We start from the raw sequence: 15,748 nt of genomic DNA on the forward strand, positions 1-15,748 counted from the left end.
AGAAATCTATGATTTCGTAGTGCTTCCCCCGGAAGGAGAGCTAGGATTCATATGAGTGAAAACCCATATGAATGCAGATCACTACTGCGTGGGACCACACTCAACTAATTCTTTCCGCTCTAAGAGCTCGAAGAATGGATTTTCGTTGTGGTCTAGTTCCATAAAGCGTCTCGAGTACACATTGAAAATTCACTCAAGAATTTATTTTAAGCTTGCTTTTTTATTTACCTCAGAAATTAATACACAAAAGTGGAAGAACAACTGCCCTTCCACTTTTCACATACTTATTTCTGCTGCTTTGTTGAATCGTTCTCAGAAGCTTGAGCATCACCTTCATGCTGTTGTTCAATCACTTTGCGTCGTTCTTCATAATTCATACGACGTTGATTGACCGCACTCGGTTGCTCTTTACGCTTCTCTTTCAAACGTTTCTTACGTTCTTTCTTCTCTTGACGTGCTTGCGCTTTCTCTTCTTTCTTCTGTTGTTTCAAACGCGCAGCCTCTTCTGCTTGTTCTTGTTTACGCGCTTGTGCCTCTTCACGCTCACGTTGACGTTCTTCTTCTTGTTGTCTAAACGCTTCTTCACGTGACAATCGTTGACCGTCATCTACCCAGTCATCCGTCGCAGATTCGTCACGCTTCGGCTGTTCAAAGTCATCCGCTTTGTACTTTTTCTTATAATTGTACTTATCTTGACGAGACAACACTTCTGGTTCCTCTTCCGTAGCAGGTGTCTCATAGTCACTCGGAATATAGCCACCACGTCTGAGCGATTCATCTTGACGCGGTTTCGCTTCCGCTTCAGGTTGTGTATATTGCGGTTGAACCGGTTCATGACTTTGAGGTCTTGGTCTTGGCTCTTCTTCGTAAAATGGCTGAGCGTATTCAGGTCGATAAGACGTTGCATACTCAAACTTATCTTTACGCGCAAACATCATAATAGAAACGATGAAAAATAGAATCGGAATAATTAACGTCACCATTAACAATACGAGCGGTAAAGTTATAATGGATGCGATAAAGAATAAGATACCTGATAATATGCGAATATTCATCGAAATCAATGCTAAGAATGAAATAAGCAAACATACGATAAAGTAAACGATGATTGCCCAGATCCCATTCTGAAGCCAGATGACAAACTGCGTCGTATTCCAATCCAAATTGGAAAAGATTTGTTGGGCTAAATCATTATTATTTAACGAACCCTCTAACTTCTGAATCGATGTATCACTACTGAACGACACGAGCGCGATAAACATCATCACCACAGTCAGCAATAAGAGGAATATCCAGTTCAACCAGCCTAAGACCTTTTCAGCCACACGATTGACTGGCTTTCTTATTTGAGTAAATTGCTCATCTGACATACTAACAGCTCCTTATATGTCTTGTTGAATTACACAGGATGGACATCGTCATCATCGAGCGTTCATCTCAAATCATCATCGACGCTCTCTGTAAGTGCACGCTATCTTCAAGCACTTAACTGCTTATCGACTCTCAAGCGTCGGTGCCATCTATATGTAATCATGTTCTATATTTTTTGTGTAATCATTTCTTGTCGTCTCATTATATCTAATTCACGTTTAAATAACTACTCACACATATTTAATCACTCTTATTATACTTTACTGCAAACCCATCTTAAAGTTTAAGAATCGTTCATTATACTCACTCAAATGCTGCGAACCTAAATCACGATAAACTTCTAACTGACGTTGTTGCTTCTGAGTAGGATAAAAGCGTGTGTCATTCTTGATTTCAGCAGGCAACTGAGCACGTGCTGCTTTATTCGGCGTTGCGTACCCTACCCATTCCGTGTTCTGTTTGCTGTTACGTGCTTCTAGTAAAAAGTCTATAAAGCGATACGCCGCTTCTTTATTCTGTGCCGTCTTAGGTATGACCATATTATCAATCCAAACATTCGAACCCTCTTTCGGAATTACATACTCAAATTCAGGGTGTTCTTGAACGATAGGTGTTGCCACGCCACTCCAAACGACTGCTGCATTTGCTTCGTGTTGTGTCATCATCATTGTCACCTCATCACCTACGACACCTTTGACTTGAGGTTTCAACTCATTAAGAAAGGTCTGCGCACGATTGAGATGTGTTTCAGACGTATCATTTAAACTATAACCATATCGATTCAATGACAAACCTATGACTTCACGCGCGCCATCTACCAGTAACACGTCGTTCTTTAGCTCGGATCGCGTTAAGTCTTTCCAAGAATCAAACTTGATGTTAGGATAGCGATCTTTATTATACAATATACCGACTGTCCCAAAGAAATAAGGGACAGAATAACGATTATGAGGGTCAAAGTCTTGATTTAAATAAGCCGCATCTAGATTTTTATAATGTGGTAACTTCTGATGGTCAAGCGGTAACAGCATATGTTCTTTCTTTAGCTTCTCCACCGTATACTCACTCGGAAATGCCACATCATAATGCGTACCCCCATTACGTATCTTTGCTTCCATCGCTTCATTGGAATCGAAAGTTTCATAAATCACTTTGATACCGGTCTGTTTCTCAAATTGTTTGATTAAACTTGGGTCAATATATTCTCCCCAGTTATAAATATAAACTTTCTCTTGGTGTTTTGATTTCTGCGCCGTCAACTGATGACTGAGCACGAGGGCAAGTATGCCAATAATAATGGCTCCACCCATCCATTGTATTAATCTCATCATGATGGCAGCCCTCGCTTTCTAGACTTGTTAGAGAATCTTTTTACAATATAATAGCCTGCAACACCAAGCATGATAAAGAGGAAGATCAGTGTAGATATCGCATTAATCTCCATACTGATACCTTTACGTGCCATGGCATAGACCTCTACTGAAAGGACACTGAAACCATTGCCAGTGACAAAGAAGCTCACAGTGAAATCATCAAGTGAGTATGTCAAAGCCATAAAGAAACCGCCAATAATAGCAGGTGTAAGTTGTGGCAACAATACTTTACTCAACACTTGGCTTTCAGTGGCTCCAAGATCTCGTGCCGCATTCAAGATATTATGATTCATGTCGTAAAGCTGTGGCAATACGAGAATAAAGACAATCGGAATACAGAAAGCGATATGAGAAATGAGCACTGTAGTAAAACCGAGTCCAAAGCCCGTGATCTGACCTATAGCGATAAACATGATTAAAAATGATGCACCGATAACGACATCTGATGAAACCATCAATACGTTATTCAAAGCGGTTACTGTCGTCTTGATCTGCCGCTGCCTCAAGTGATAAACACCAATCGCTCCAAATGTTCCAATAATCGTCGCAATAGCTGCTGCAAGTAAAGCAACACTAACAGTATTGAGAATCACGCTCATCAGACGAGTATTTGAGAACAACGATGCATAATGTTCAAGAGTAAAGCCTTTAAACTCAATCATGTTGTTCGCACTATTAAATGAGTACACCATCAAGAAGAGGATTGGAAAGTAGAGAAAGAGAATGAGACATGTTAAATATACTTTGCCTTGCCAACGCATCCTGTTCACCCTCTTCCTTCACGTTGCGTCACTTGAGTTACGATAAGAACGAGCACCATAAAGATGACGAGTACCAGCGCTATCGCGGACCCTAGTCCATAGTTCTGTATGACTAAAAATTGTTCCTCAATCGCTGTACCTATATTGATGACCTTATTTCCTGCAATGAGACGTGTGATCATAAATAGAGACAAAGCAGGTATAAAAGTTACTTGAACGCCTGTCATCACGCCTTTTAAACTCAAAGGAAAAATCACTTTACGAAATGTCGTCCAAGGTGTCGCACCTAAATCGCTCGCTGCTTGAATCAGTTGATGTGGAATGTCGCGCAAGCTATTGAAGATAGGCAAGATCATAAACGGAATGTAGATATAAACCGCAACTACTACAAAGGCTGGCCCTGTGAACAGAATATTTAACTCAGGAAGATGCACAGCCTGTAATAAGCGATTAATAATTCCATCATGACTGAAGATCCCAATAAATGCATAGGTCTTGAGAAGTAAATTGATCCACGTCGGCACGATTAAGATGAGAAGTAGCATTTGTTGATGACGAGATTGTGCTACATAGTAGGCAGCCGGATAACTCACGAGTAGCGTAATGAAAGTGATGATGAAAGCGTAAATCATCGACGTGCTGAACATCTTTACATACTGCCAACTCAAGATTTGATGATAGTTACTCAAACTCCAATGACCCGCACTATCTGTGAGCGAAAAATAAATCAATAAAAGTATCGGAATGATGATAAAAATACCGAGCCATAAAATATATGGAACGAGTAATAGTTTATTCAGTCTCGTCATTTGCCGTGTCCTCATAACTTTCAATACGTTGATCAAACTCTGCTTCCGTTTCACCTGGTACCATGATATGAATCGCTTCAGGGTCAAAGTATAATCCTACAACTTCGCCGACTTCAGTACTTTGCGTCGAGTGAATAATCCATTCGTAACCTCGCTGATCTCGACATATCAGCTCATAGTGAACGCCTCTAAACAACTTAGAATCTACTGTCACTTCAAATAATCCACGCTCACGATCAACGAGTGTAATATCCTCAGGTCGAATTACGACTTCAACTGCTTGTCTTGATGGAATACCTTGGTCGACACACTCGAAGTCTTGACCATAAATGTTCACCTTGAAATCTTCGACCATTGTACCTTCTATAATATTGGATTCACCAATGAAATCAGCGACGAAGCGATTGACTGGTTCATCGTAAATATCATTCGGTGTACCAAATTGCTGAATCTTACCTTCTTTCAACACGAAGATATAATCACTCAAAGCCAACGCTTCCTCTTGATCGTGCGTGACGAAGATAAACGTAATGCCTAATCGTGATTGAAGTTCACGTAATTCATACTGCATTTCTGTACGCAATTTCAAATCGAGCGCTGATAACGATTCATCCAGTAACAAGATTTCCGGCTCATTGACGATCGCTCTAGCAATCGCCACACGTTGGCGTTGACCTCCACTCATTTCTTCAATTCGACGTGTCTCATAGCCGCTTAATTTCACGAGTTGTAGTGCTTCTGTGACCTTGTTTTTAATTTGAGAACGGCTCAACTTTTTTAACTTCAGACCAAAGGCAATATTGTCAAACACGTTCAAGTGTGGAAAGAGTGCATAGTCTTGAAAGACGGTATTGACTTGGCGTTCATTGGCAGGTATCGCTTGTAGATCTTTACCTTGATACTTAATCTGGCCGTTATCGGCATACTCAAAACCTGCAATCAACTTTAATATCGTCGTCTTACCACAGCCCGAGGGTCCAAGCAAAGTATAGAAATGCCCTGCTTCAATTTCTAAATTTATCTGATCAAGTACAGTCGTATCTTGATATTGTTTACTTACATTATGAAAAGACAAGAGTGCCATCACTTTCCTCCTAACTCGTCGATGTCGTTACGACCATCACTTCAGTTTTTACTTCACTCGGATTCGATAAGCAATGGGATTGATTCGCTTTGAAGTATAGCGCATCTCCTGTCTCTGCTATATATTCGGAAGCTCCTAATTGAAGTTGTATTTGACCTTTCAAGCAATAAACGAATGTTTCAGAATTCGAGGGAGCAAACGCTTTGTATGACGCGTGTGGGCGAAGTGTAATCTTAAGTGGATCCATCTCAAAGTCATGGGATTGACTGACAAGCCAATTCAAGACATACCCTTCATCATATTCGTCATAGCGGTGCTGTTGGTCAGACTTATAGAGTACGCGTGTTTCTCTTTGTTTTTTGAAAAATGTACTCGGATTCGTATTCATCACTTCAAGTATTGATAGAAAGGTATCCATACTTGGGGAAGCATAACCACTCTCAATTTGGCTAATGTAACCCTTTGATAAGTCTGTACGTTCAGCTAATTCTTCTTGTGTCAGACCTTTGATTTGTCTTAAAGTTTTCAAACGTTGACCGATATTCATACCGTCACCTTTTCATTCCATATATTAAAAAAGCTATACTTTGTTTACTTTTACTAAACTTTTTGTTTATTGCTTAATAAAAGTACCAAAATATAGCTTCAATAGCAAGAACTATTTTATTGTGAGTGAGAAATTGTTGTACCCGGCTCACGCTTAGCTAATTGTACAACTTTATAACTGTTATAACCGCTTGCCTTTTCAAAGGTTTTAAAGATTTGTTTCTCTTCTGCTTTGCTTGGCACCACATTTTTAAAACGTTTGTAGTGGTCGATGACGTGATCGCTTTTCACATGAGATTCATAATACGCTTCAATTTGGTTAAAGAATGCGATTACATCCATCATTTCTTCATTCGACCAATCTAAATCAATGGGATAATGATATTCCATCTTCGTTCATCCTCCTTTCTACACGAAAAGAGCAGGACAGAAATCGACATGATTTCATTGTCCTGCCCTACCAGTTCGTTCAAAACGCTTTAAAGTGAATTGTACACTAAGCACTTTGAACAGCTATTTTATAACTATCAGAGATATCGTTTAACTCACAATGAAGTTAAATCAACTATCTAATCAATTACATAGTGTGGATTGGTAAACCTAATGCTTTCTCAGCAGCTTCCATAGACATTTCACCTAAAGTTGGGTGAGCATGTACAGTTAATGCTAAGTCTTCAGCATTCATACCTGCTTCGATAGCTAAGCCAAGTTCAGAGATAACATCTGAAGCACCTGTACCTGCTACTTGAGCACCGATTACTGTGTTGTCTTCTTTAAGTGTGATTAACTTAACGAAACCAGTAGTATCGTCTAATGATAATGCACGTCCGTTAGCAGCGTAAGGGAATTTAGATGCTTTGTAATCTAAACCTTCTTCTTTAGCTTGTGCTTCAGTGTAACCTACTTGAGCTAATTCAGGTTCAGTGAAGGCAACAGCTGGCATACCGATGTAGTCTACTTCTGCAGCTTGTCCATCGATAGCTTCAGCTGCTACTTTACCTTCGTAGCTTGCTTTGTGTGCAAGTGCAAGACCAGGTACGATGTCACCGATAGCGTAGATGTTGTCGATAGAAGTACGGCTTTGTTTGTCAACTTCTAATAAGCCGCGTTCACCGAATTTAAGTCCTAATTCTTCAAGACCTAATTCGTCAGTGTTTGGACGACGACCTACAGTAACTAATACGTAGTCTGCTTCGATTGTTTGTTCTTCACCTTTAGCTTCGTAAGTTACTTTCACGCCATCTTCCGTTTCTTCAGCTGATTTCGCCATTGCTTCAGTGATGATTTCGATTCCTTTTTCTTTCATACCTTTTTTAACAGGTTGAGTCATTTGTTTCTCGAATCCGCCTAAGATGTCTTTCGCACCTTCAAGGATAGTTACTTCAGTACCGAAGTTTGCATATGCAGTACTTAATTCTGAACCGATGTAACCGCCACCAACAACAACTAATTTCTTAGGTGCTTCTTTAAGGTTTAACGCACCAGTTGAGTCGATAATACGTTCACCGAATTCGAAGTTAGGAATTTCAATTGGTCTAGAACCAGTTGCAATAATCGCGTTTTTGAAGTTGTAAGTTTGAGCTGATTTTTCGTCCATAACACGTAAGCTATTGTTATCTACGAAGTAAGCTTCACCTTTAACGATTTCAACTTTGTTACCTTTAAGTAAGCCTTCAACGCCGCCTGTTAATTTATTTACTACAGAGTTTTTGAACTCTTGTACTTGATCAAATTTAAGTTGAACGTTTTCAGCAACTACACCAAGAATTTCAGAGCTTTGAGCTTCTTCAAAACGGTGAGAAACGTGTAATAATGCTTTAGATGGAATACAACCCACGTTTAAGCACACACCACCTAAGTTGCCTTTCTCAACGATTGTTACCTTTTGGCCTAATTGAGCCGCGCGAATAGCAGCTACATAACCCCCTGGGCCTGCTCCGATAACTATAGTGTCTGTTTCAATTGGAAAATCTCCAACTACCATGTTTTACCCCTCCATTAATAATAATTCTGGATTATTTAATAAGCGTTTGATGTGATTCATAGCGTTTTGACCTGTTGCACCATCAATTTGTCTGTGGTCAAAGCTTAATGATAATGCTAGAACAGGTGCAGCTATGATTTCTCCATCTTTCACAATTGGTTTTTGAGCAATACGACCGATACCTAAGATCGCAACCTCAGGATGGTTGATTACTGGTGTAAACCATTGTCCACCTGCAGAACCAATGTTGCTGATTGTGCAAGTAGCACCTTTCATTTCTTCTGATGTTAGTTTACCATCTCTGGCTTTAACTGCAAGTTCATTGATTTCATCAGAGATTTCGAAGATAGACTTACGATCTGCATGTTTCACAACTGGAACGAGTAATCCACGTTCAGTATCTGCTGCAATACCGATGTTCCAGTAGTGTTTGTGAGTGATTGTACCTTCTTCTTCGTTGAATGAAGTGTTAAGTGCTGGATATTTTTTCAATGCTGAAACAAGTGCTTTAACAACGTAAGGTAAGAATGTTAATTTAGTACCTTGTTCTGCAGCGATTTCTTTGAATTTCTTACGGTGATCCCATAATTGTTGTACATCGATTTCATCCATCAATGTTACGTGCGGTGCTGTATGTTTAGAGTTAACCATCGCTTTCGCAATTGCTTTACGCATAGCTGGAATATTCTCAGTAGTTTCTGGGAAGTCACCTTCAGTTGATACAGGTGCTGATTGTTCAGATGTGCTTGCTGCAGGTGCTTCTGTTGCAGCCACTTCTTCACCTGTTGCTGCTGAAGCATCACCGTTAAGGTATGCATCTACGTCTTCTTTAAGCACACGTCCATGTTTACCTGTACCATTAACTGCTTTGATATTAACGCCATTTTCACGTGCGTATTTACGTACAGATGGCATCGCTTTAACACGTTTGTTCTCATCGACTTCTTCAGATGAAGTTGACGGAGTTGCGCCTGATTGTTCAGACGTTGATTCTTCTTGGCTTTGAGTCTCTTCTTCTGAAGCTTCTTCTTTGCCAGAATCGTCGTGGTCTCCGCCTTTGAATTGCATCTCTTCAGCATCTGGCGCATCAATCTTAACGATTGTGTCACCTACTACTGCTACTGTACCTTCGTCAACTAATACTTCTTCAATCGTACCAGCGACAGGAGATGGAATTTCAACAACGGATTTATCATTTTGTACTTCAGCTAGAACGTCATCTTCTTCGATAGTGTCTCCAGCTTTAACGAACCATTTTACAATTTCACCTTCATGGATACCTTCACCAATGTCAGGTAGTTTAAATTCAAATGCCACGTTCTTGTCCTCCTAATGTTTCAATATAAATTCTGTGCTCATCATCTTAAAATAGTAAAGACGAAGCTGAAATAATCATCACTAGAACCCCTAATGCGGGCCAACATCTTTAATTATTTCAAGCTTCTCTTCACCATGATACTTTAATTAGAATTCTAACGTTGCTTTCGCTTGTTCTACGATATCATTCTTGTTTGGTAGCCAAACGTTCTCAGCTTGAGTAAATGGATATACTGTATCAGCTGCTGCTACACGAGCGATTGGTGCCTCAAGAGAAAGAATGGCTCTTTCTGATAATTCAGCTGCTACTGTAGCACCTACGCCTGCTTGACGTTGCGCTTCTTGTACGACTACCGCACGGCCTGTTTTTTCAACAGAAGCTACAAGTGTATCGATATCGATTGGTTGAACACTGCGTAAGTCAATAACTTCAACAGAGTAACCGTCTTTTTCAAGCTCTTCAGCAGCTTTAAGAGACTCTTGAACCATCGCACCATAAGCGATTAAAGTGATATCGTTACCTTCTTGTTTAACGCTCGCTTTATCAAGTTCAACTGTGTACTCTTCTTCAGGAACTTCTTCACGGAATGAACGGTAAAGTTTCATGTGTTCTAAGTATACGACAGGGTCATTGCTACGGATAGCTGAGATGAGTAGCCCTTTAGCGTCGTATGGGTTAGAAGGAATAACTACACGTAATCCTGGAGATTGCGCTAAGATACCTTCAAGGTTATCTGCGTGCAATTCAGGTGTATGTACTCCCCCACCAAATGGTGTACGAATTGTGATCGGTGCAGCTTTAGAACCGCCTGCACGGAAGCGTGTACGAGCGATTTGACCTGCAACTTCGTCAAACACTTCAAATACGAAACCTAAGAATTGAATTTCCATAACTGGACGGAAGCCTTGAGTCGATAAACCTAAAGCTAAACCGCCGATACCAGATTCCGCTAACGGTGTATCGAATACACGATCTTCACCGAATTCTTTCTGTAACCCTTCAGTTACACGGAATACACCACCGTTAACACCGACGTCTTCACCGAAAATTAAAACATCTTCGTCGTTTTGTAATTCAGTTTTAAGCGCGTTATTAATCGCTTGAACCATTGTCATTTGTGCCATGGGTTACTTCGACTCCTTCTCTTTATAGATTTCATATTGTTCTGCTAAGTGTTGAGGCATATCTTCATACATGATGTCCATAAGATCAGTCACTTTTTGTTTAGGTGTATTATCTGCTTCTTTAATCGCAGCTTTAATTTCTGATTTAGCAGTTTCAATGACTTCGTTCTCTTTATCTTCAGACCATAAGCCTTTATTTTCAAGATACTTTCTGAAACGTACTAATGGGTCCTTTTTCTCCCATTCAGAGTCTTCGTCAGAAGTTCTGTATTTAGTAGGATCGTCACCCGCCATAGTATGTGGACCATAACGGTAAGTCATTGTTTCAATTAATGAAGGTCCTTCACCGTTAATTGCACGTTCACGCGCTTCTTTAGTTGCTTGATATACAGCTAATGCATCCATACCGTCAACTTGGATAGATGGAATACCTACTGCAATACCCTTTTGAGCAAGTGTTGCAGCTGCTGTTTGTTTACTACGTGGTGTTGAGATCGCGTAGTTGTTGTTTTGGATTACGAAGATTGCAGGTGCTTTGTAAGCAGATGCAAAGTTGATACCTTCGTAGAAGTCACCTTGAGATGAACCACCGTCACCTGTGTAAGTGATTGCTACAGCTTTCTTACCACGTTTCTTGATACCTAAAGCGACACCCGCTGTTTGAACGTATTGAGCACCGATAATAATTTGCGGACTCAACGCATTTACTCCTTCAGGCATATGGTTACCTTTGAAGTGTCCTCTTGAGAATAAGAACGCTTCAGTTAATGGTAAACCGTGCCAGATTAATTGCGGTACATCACGATAACCTGGAAGGATAAAGTCTTCTTGTTCAAGTGCAAATTGTGAAGCAAGTTGTGATGCTTCTTGACCTGCAGTTGGTGCGTAGAAACCTAAACGTCCTTGTCTGTTTAAAGAGATAGAACGTTGGTCAAGGATACGCGTCCATACCATTCTGCTCATCAACTCAACGAGTTCGTCATCTGATAAGTCAGGTACTAAGTCTTCATTTACAACGTTTCCATCCATGTCCAATACTTGGACCATTTCAAATTGAGATTGAGTATCTTGCAATACTTTCTCTGCGTCGAATTGGGCTTTTAACTTAGGAGCCATTCAATTCACCATACCTTTCCCGTATAATAGATATTCTTTTTAATCCACTACTATTGTACCATAATAAGAATATACTGTTAACTAAATATAAAATGTTCTGTATCAACGAACACAGGTACAGAATTTAAGCTGTACTAATAGCGTTTCTTAAACTGTACTAGTATGTTTATTGATGTATAAATATAGTTTAACCCATTTAGGAAAGCGCATACAACATAAACGTACTATATTATATTTATTTTATTACTCAATAAGTTATATTTTTCATCAATTGCACACTTTTATTGTAATGTTTCTGCATTTTGTTTCTGCTCGTCTGCTTTTTTCGATGCGTCTTGATATTTTTTAGAACTGTCAGAGACTTTTTTGTAAGCATCGTTGACTTCTTTATTCTTTTTATCAATTACTTTTTGATCTGGATCATCTTTAAGGACGTAGTTGAACTTATCCTTTTCTTTCTTCATCGCGTCATTATATTTATCAGCGTAGTCATCGAAAGCTTGATATTTTTTGTCGAGCGCTTTATCCCATTTCTTAATCGCATCGCGGCGCTTGTCGTTCTCGATGTTTTTAATATGTTTGTGCGCTTTATGATATTCATCTTTAGAATCTTTCATCGCTTTCGTTTCTTGTTTAAAAGACTTTTGCTGTTTATCTATTTTTTTAACGAGCTTTTTCGATAAGTCTTGTACTTTATCGAGATCATTTTTACCATCAAGTTTGTCCATTATCTTCTGTTTCTCTTGTTGAATATCAGCCATTTCTTTATCTACTTTATTAATCACTTTCTCTTTACCTTGTGCGTCTTCAATTTGATGATTATAGGCTTTCATTTCACCTTTATCCGTCGTACAACCTGCGAGAAGTACTGCCGAAGCTAGGATGGCACTCATACCATATCTTAATTTCATTGTGTTTACTTCCTCCTTTTTTATCAGTGTAATCGTAAAAAATTTTTCTTGCAAAAGCAACTAGAATACTGTATCTTGCCGCGTCAAATTTGGTATAGTGGATAATTAAGGAAGGTGTATGACTAATGTTAACTATGAAAGATATCATTAAAGATGGGCATCCTACATTACGTGAGAAAGCGAAAGAAGTTGAACTACCATTATCAGATGACGAACGTGAGACGCTTCAAGCAATGCGCACGTTCTTAATTAACAGTCAAGATGAGGAAACTGCGAAGAAATATGGTTTACGCTCAGGCGTGGGTTTAGCTGCACCTCAAATCAATCTGTCTAAAAGAATGATTGCAGTTTATTTACCTGATGATGGAAATGGTAAATCCTATGATTTAATGTTGGTTAATCCTAAGATTATGAGTCATAGCGTTCAAGAAGCTTATCTTCCTACTGGTGAAGGGTGTCTTAGTGTAGATAAAGATATTCCAGGATTAGTCCATCGTAATTACCGCATAACAGTAAAAGCATATGATATCGATGGAAACGAGTTGAAACTGCGTCTTAAAGGCTACCCAGCTATCGTGGTACAACACGAAATCGATCATTTAAATGGCGTCATGTTCTACGATCATATTGATGACGACCATCCACTTACACCACATGAAGGTGCAATCGAAGCTTAAATTAAATATAAGAATACGCGCTAAAGAGGAACAAGTCTTGCCTCGTTAGCGCGTTTTTCTTAACTATCCATCTATTTATTTTATCAGCAGACGTTACATAAAAACGTCACGCCGCTCGCTATAAGGAATATGTAATTCTGATAATTTCTGCTTAATTGTTTCCATATCCTCTAATGCAATAAATTCAGGATCATGATGATGCTTCACTGCATATGGATTGCCGTGAATATTATCAACGACTTCATCATATTCGAAGAACATGATGACCTGTTGTCCTCTCACTTCAAATATTATTTTTTGCAACAGTTTATCCTTGCGCCCTTTTTCCCATTCGATTTCTTTAATCAGTTGTTTCAAAGTTGCCATAATAATCCCCTTCTTCCTCAGGACATCCATTAATAAGAATAATATTATCATAGCGGATACGAGTATCCATTTACAAGTAATCTTCAACGCAAACGAATATGTTCAGTCGTTGAGATATAGGTGAAAATGTGCATTCCATCATTTCCCCTCTGTATTTTAAAAAAGTATTCAGAACCTTGTTATGAACGACTTTCAAAGCATTTTACAGAAACAAGTTGTAATATTCTGAACATTAGTGTAATATAACTTTAATAATATACGCTTGAACAATAGGGGTATGTTCACTCATAAACAAAGTATATTATTCACTCTAAAGTGACTGGGGAGAAAAACAATGGCAAAACATCTAAGAAGAGAACTGAGCAACCGTCATATCCAACTCATTGCGATTGGCGGCGCTATCGGGACAGGGTTGTTCTTTCGATCAGGGAACACCATTGCTAAAGCAGGTCCCTCTATACTCTTTACGTACATGATTGTAGGATTTTTCTTATTCTTATTTATGCGAGCAATGGGAGAAATGCTACTCGCAAAAACAGGTTTCAACACATTTACGGATATTGCACATGAATACTTAGGATCCTTCGTAGGATTTGTAGTCGGTTGGTCATATTGGATGTCGTGGGTCATCACGGTTATGGGTGATCTAACGGCTATCGCACAATATATTAACTACTTCAATCCAAACATACCGAACTGGCTGACGTGTTTCTCAGTATTAATATTTTTACTCGTACTTAACTTATCCAGTACGAAGATCTTCGGCGAATTGGAATTCTGGTTCTCGATTATTAAAGTCGTGACCATCCTTGCATTAATTGTTGTAGGAATCGTATTAGTTGCGCTTGCATTCAAGACGCCTACGGGTGCACATGCTTCATTCTCTAACCTTTATTCACATGGTGGCATGTTCCCACATGGCGTGAGTGGCTTCTTGATGTCATTTGAAATGGCAGTTTACGCGTTTATGGGTATTGAATTCATAGGTATCACAGCGGGTGAGACGAAAGATCCTGAGAAGACACTACCACGTGCGATTAACAGTGTACCGCTTCGTATCATCATCTTTTACGTCGGAGCACTCGCTGTCATCATGATGGTTGTTCCATGGACGCAAATCAATCCTGAGAACAGTCCATTCGTTTCATTATTCGCATTAGCCGGTGTACCTTTCGCAGCGTTACTTATCAACTCAGTAGTCCTAACAGCTGCTGCTTCATCTGCTAACAGTGGTATCTTCACGAATAGTCGAATTCTATTTAGTCTAGGAGATAAACAACAAGCACCTAAGATGATGGTCGCTTTATCTAAACGTGGCATTCCTCAGAATGCGCTCATCGTGACATGTATCTTGATTTCGATTACTGTCATCTTGAACTTTATCATCCCTGACGGTGAGAAGGTCTTTGTGTATATCAGTTCTGTCGTCACATCCATCACGATTGTAGTATGGGCACTCATCGTTTGTGCTTATATTAGTTATGTGAAAAAGGATAAAGCATTGCATCAAGCAAGTAAGTTCAAATTACCGGGCGGTGTCTTCGCTGCTTACTCAGTAATCATCTTCTTTATCTTTATCGCAATCATCTTGCTGTTCGATCCTGAAACGTTGATTGGCTTTATTTTATCGCCAGTATGGTACAGTGGTGTTGCTATCGCTTACTACTTCCATAAGCGTGCACTTTCCAAAGATACGGATCGGTTGGCAAAACTTTAAGTTAAAAGGCTGAGTATAACAGTGTATTTGAAATATTGATTTAAGCTATGAAGAGCTCGAACACGATGAGTTGCTTCATAGCTTTTTTAAACGGTAAAAGGGTATGCTTTAAGTTCTCGCATGCACATGAACGTGAGAACCCACTTCAATATAAGTTAGGATTTCATCTTATAAATCTAGTATTTTCTTTTTAGTCTTACCACGGACATTCTCAACATTATGAGTTAGTACAGTGAAAATAGGACTCCGATATTACGACTTTCTACACTGCTCACCCTCCTATTAAAATAAAACTGCTTTATTTATTTATTCACATAATGTAAAATAAGAACTAACTGAAATTGAGATGAGCAACTCAAATACTCATGATATTGTACAGATAGAATGACTTATTTTATCCATATTAAATCACAGTTAGCTAGAGGTTTTAATTATTCTATCTTTGAACTTTACCAAACACCATGAGTTGGCAGCTCATTTCTCTACGAACGACATCAATTATCCCTGGAAACATACTGGGCAGAAAGCTGGTATGTTCTCTTTCTTTTTAGTAACATCACCTATTTTGATAGAAATAAGTTCCATTTATTT

15 protein-coding genes are annotated in these 15,748 nt (G+C 39.2%); 2 read left to right on the forward strand and 13 right to left on the reverse strand.

The features are described from left to right. Window positions 1-284 precede the first annotated feature (284 nt). From auxB to CD126_RS02145, 12 genes are all read right to left on the reverse strand, one after another. On the reverse strand, window positions 285-1,370 hold the full coding sequence (gene auxB, locus CD126_RS02090) for a lipoteichoic acid stability factor AuxB (protein WP_049406910.1): 1,086 nt from the start codon (window positions 1,368-1,370) through the stop codon (window positions 285-287). Window positions 1,371-1,631: 261 nt separating this feature from the next. Beyond that, entirely contained in the window at window positions 1,632-2,702 is a 1,071-nt protein-coding gene (locus CD126_RS02095) for an ABC transporter substrate-binding protein (protein ID WP_049406907.1), read from the reverse strand. After that, complete coding sequence (locus CD126_RS02100) at window positions 2,699-3,505, reverse strand: ABC transporter permease (RefSeq protein WP_049406904.1); 807 nt, start codon at window positions 3,503-3,505, stop codon at window positions 2,699-2,701. The genes CD126_RS02095 and CD126_RS02100 overlap by 4 nt, the downstream gene beginning before the upstream one ends. A gap of 5 nt (window positions 3,506-3,510) precedes the next feature. Then, window positions 3,511-4,314, reverse strand: a complete 804-nt coding sequence (locus CD126_RS02105) for an ABC transporter permease (RefSeq protein ID WP_103369954.1) — start codon at window positions 4,312-4,314, stop codon at window positions 3,511-3,513. Next, window positions 4,298-5,398 (reverse strand): ABC transporter ATP-binding protein, encoded by a 1,101-nt coding sequence (locus tag CD126_RS02110; RefSeq protein WP_249663537.1) that lies wholly within the window; start codon window positions 5,396-5,398, stop codon window positions 4,298-4,300. The genes CD126_RS02105 and CD126_RS02110 overlap by 17 nt, the downstream gene beginning before the upstream one ends. Before the next feature lie 10 nt (window positions 5,399-5,408). Next, window positions 5,409-5,945, reverse strand: coding sequence for a helix-turn-helix domain-containing protein (locus tag CD126_RS02115; RefSeq protein WP_103369956.1), 537 nt, complete (start codon window positions 5,943-5,945; stop codon window positions 5,409-5,411). 116 nt (window positions 5,946-6,061) lie between these two features. Then, the gene (locus CD126_RS02120; RefSeq protein WP_049406896.1) at window positions 6,062-6,334 is read right to left on the reverse strand and encodes a UPF0223 family protein; all 273 of its coding nucleotides are present in this window, start codon (window positions 6,332-6,334) and stop codon (window positions 6,062-6,064) included. Between the two features lie 187 nt (window positions 6,335-6,521). Then, entirely contained in the window at window positions 6,522-7,928 is a 1,407-nt protein-coding gene (lpdA, locus tag CD126_RS02125; protein ID WP_103369957.1) for a dihydrolipoyl dehydrogenase, read from the reverse strand. A 3-nt stretch (window positions 7,929-7,931) separates the two neighbouring features. Beyond that, window positions 7,932-9,245: a dihydrolipoamide acetyltransferase family protein gene (locus CD126_RS02130; RefSeq protein ID WP_103369958.1), complete on the reverse strand. Its 1,314-nt coding sequence runs from the start codon at window positions 9,243-9,245 to the stop codon at window positions 7,932-7,934. A 147-nt stretch (window positions 9,246-9,392) separates the two neighbouring features. Next, window positions 9,393-10,370 (reverse strand): alpha-ketoacid dehydrogenase subunit beta, encoded by a 978-nt coding sequence (locus CD126_RS02135; RefSeq protein WP_049409235.1) that lies wholly within the window; start codon window positions 10,368-10,370, stop codon window positions 9,393-9,395. Between the two features lie 3 nt (window positions 10,371-10,373). Beyond that, a complete protein-coding gene (pdhA, locus tag CD126_RS02140) occupies window positions 10,374-11,486 on the reverse strand; it encodes a pyruvate dehydrogenase (acetyl-transferring) E1 component subunit alpha (protein ID WP_002471907.1) in 1,113 nt (370 codons plus the stop codon). Window positions 11,487-11,767: 281 nt separating this feature from the next. Continuing rightward, the gene (locus CD126_RS02145; RefSeq protein ID WP_049406884.1) at window positions 11,768-12,397 is read right to left on the reverse strand and encodes a YkyA family protein; all 630 of its coding nucleotides are present in this window, start codon (window positions 12,395-12,397) and stop codon (window positions 11,768-11,770) included. Between the two features lie 125 nt (window positions 12,398-12,522). On the opposite strand from CD126_RS02145, the gene def reads away from it, so the two are divergent. After that, the gene (gene def / locus CD126_RS02150; protein WP_049406883.1) at window positions 12,523-13,074 is read left to right on the forward strand and encodes a peptide deformylase; all 552 of its coding nucleotides are present in this window, start codon (window positions 12,523-12,525) and stop codon (window positions 13,072-13,074) included. Window positions 13,075-13,167: 93 nt separating this feature from the next. Here def and CD126_RS02155 read toward each other — a convergent pair whose 3' ends face one another. Next, complete coding sequence (locus CD126_RS02155; protein WP_065428822.1) at window positions 13,168-13,440, reverse strand: hypothetical protein; 273 nt, start codon at window positions 13,438-13,440, stop codon at window positions 13,168-13,170. 334 nt (window positions 13,441-13,774) lie between these two features. On the opposite strand from CD126_RS02155, the gene CD126_RS02160 reads away from it, so the two are divergent. Continuing rightward, window positions 13,775-15,157 (forward strand): amino acid permease, encoded by a 1,383-nt coding sequence (locus tag CD126_RS02160; protein WP_103369959.1) that lies wholly within the window; start codon window positions 13,775-13,777, stop codon window positions 15,155-15,157. The last annotated feature ends 591 nt before the right edge of the window (window positions 15,158-15,748 follow it).

Source organism: Staphylococcus pettenkoferi (assembly GCF_002902685.1).
GTDB lineage: Bacteria > Bacillota > Bacilli > Staphylococcales > Staphylococcaceae > Staphylococcus > Staphylococcus pettenkoferi.

Bases quoted from the DNA above. Each gene is read 5' to 3' on its own strand.
- CD126_RS02100 (WP_049406904.1), bottom strand. From the start codon at position 3,505: ATGCGTTGGCAAGGCAAAGTATATTTAACATGTCTCATTCTCTTTCTC.
- lpdA (WP_103369957.1), bottom strand. From the start codon at position 7,928: ATGGTAGTTGGAGATTTTCCAATTGAAACAGACACTATAGTTATCGGA.
- CD126_RS02160 (WP_103369959.1), top strand. From the start codon at position 13,775: ATGGCAAAACATCTAAGAAGAGAACTGAGCAACCGTCATATCCAACTC.
- CD126_RS02135 (WP_049409235.1), bottom strand. From the start codon at position 10,370: ATGGCACAAATGACAATGGTTCAAGCGATTAATAACGCGCTTAAAACT.
- CD126_RS02155 (WP_065428822.1), bottom strand. From the start codon at position 13,440: ATGGCAACTTTGAAACAACTGATTAAAGAAATCGAATGGGAAAAAGGG.
- CD126_RS02110 (WP_249663537.1), bottom strand. From the start codon at position 5,398: ATGGCACTCTTGTCTTTTCATAATGTAAGTAAACAATATCAAGATACG.
- auxB (WP_049406910.1), bottom strand. From the start codon at position 1,370: ATGTCAGATGAGCAATTTACTCAAATAAGAAAGCCAGTCAATCGTGTG.
- CD126_RS02120 (WP_049406896.1), bottom strand. From the start codon at position 6,334: ATGGAATATCATTATCCCATTGATTTAGATTGGTCGAATGAAGAAATG.
- CD126_RS02095 (WP_049406907.1), bottom strand. From the start codon at position 2,702: ATGATGAGATTAATACAATGGATGGGTGGAGCCATTATTATTGGCATA.
- pdhA (WP_002471907.1), bottom strand. From the start codon at position 11,486: ATGGCTCCTAAGTTAAAAGCCCAATTCGACGCAGAGAAAGTATTGCAA.
- CD126_RS02105 (WP_103369954.1), bottom strand. From the start codon at position 4,314: ATGACGAGACTGAATAAACTATTACTCGTTCCATATATTTTATGGCTC.
- def (WP_049406883.1), top strand. From the start codon at position 12,523: ATGTTAACTATGAAAGATATCATTAAAGATGGGCATCCTACATTACGT.
- CD126_RS02145 (WP_049406884.1), bottom strand. From the start codon at position 12,397: ATGAAATTAAGATATGGTATGAGTGCCATCCTAGCTTCGGCAGTACTT.
- CD126_RS02115 (WP_103369956.1), bottom strand. From the start codon at position 5,945: ATGAATATCGGTCAACGTTTGAAAACTTTAAGACAAATCAAAGGTCTG.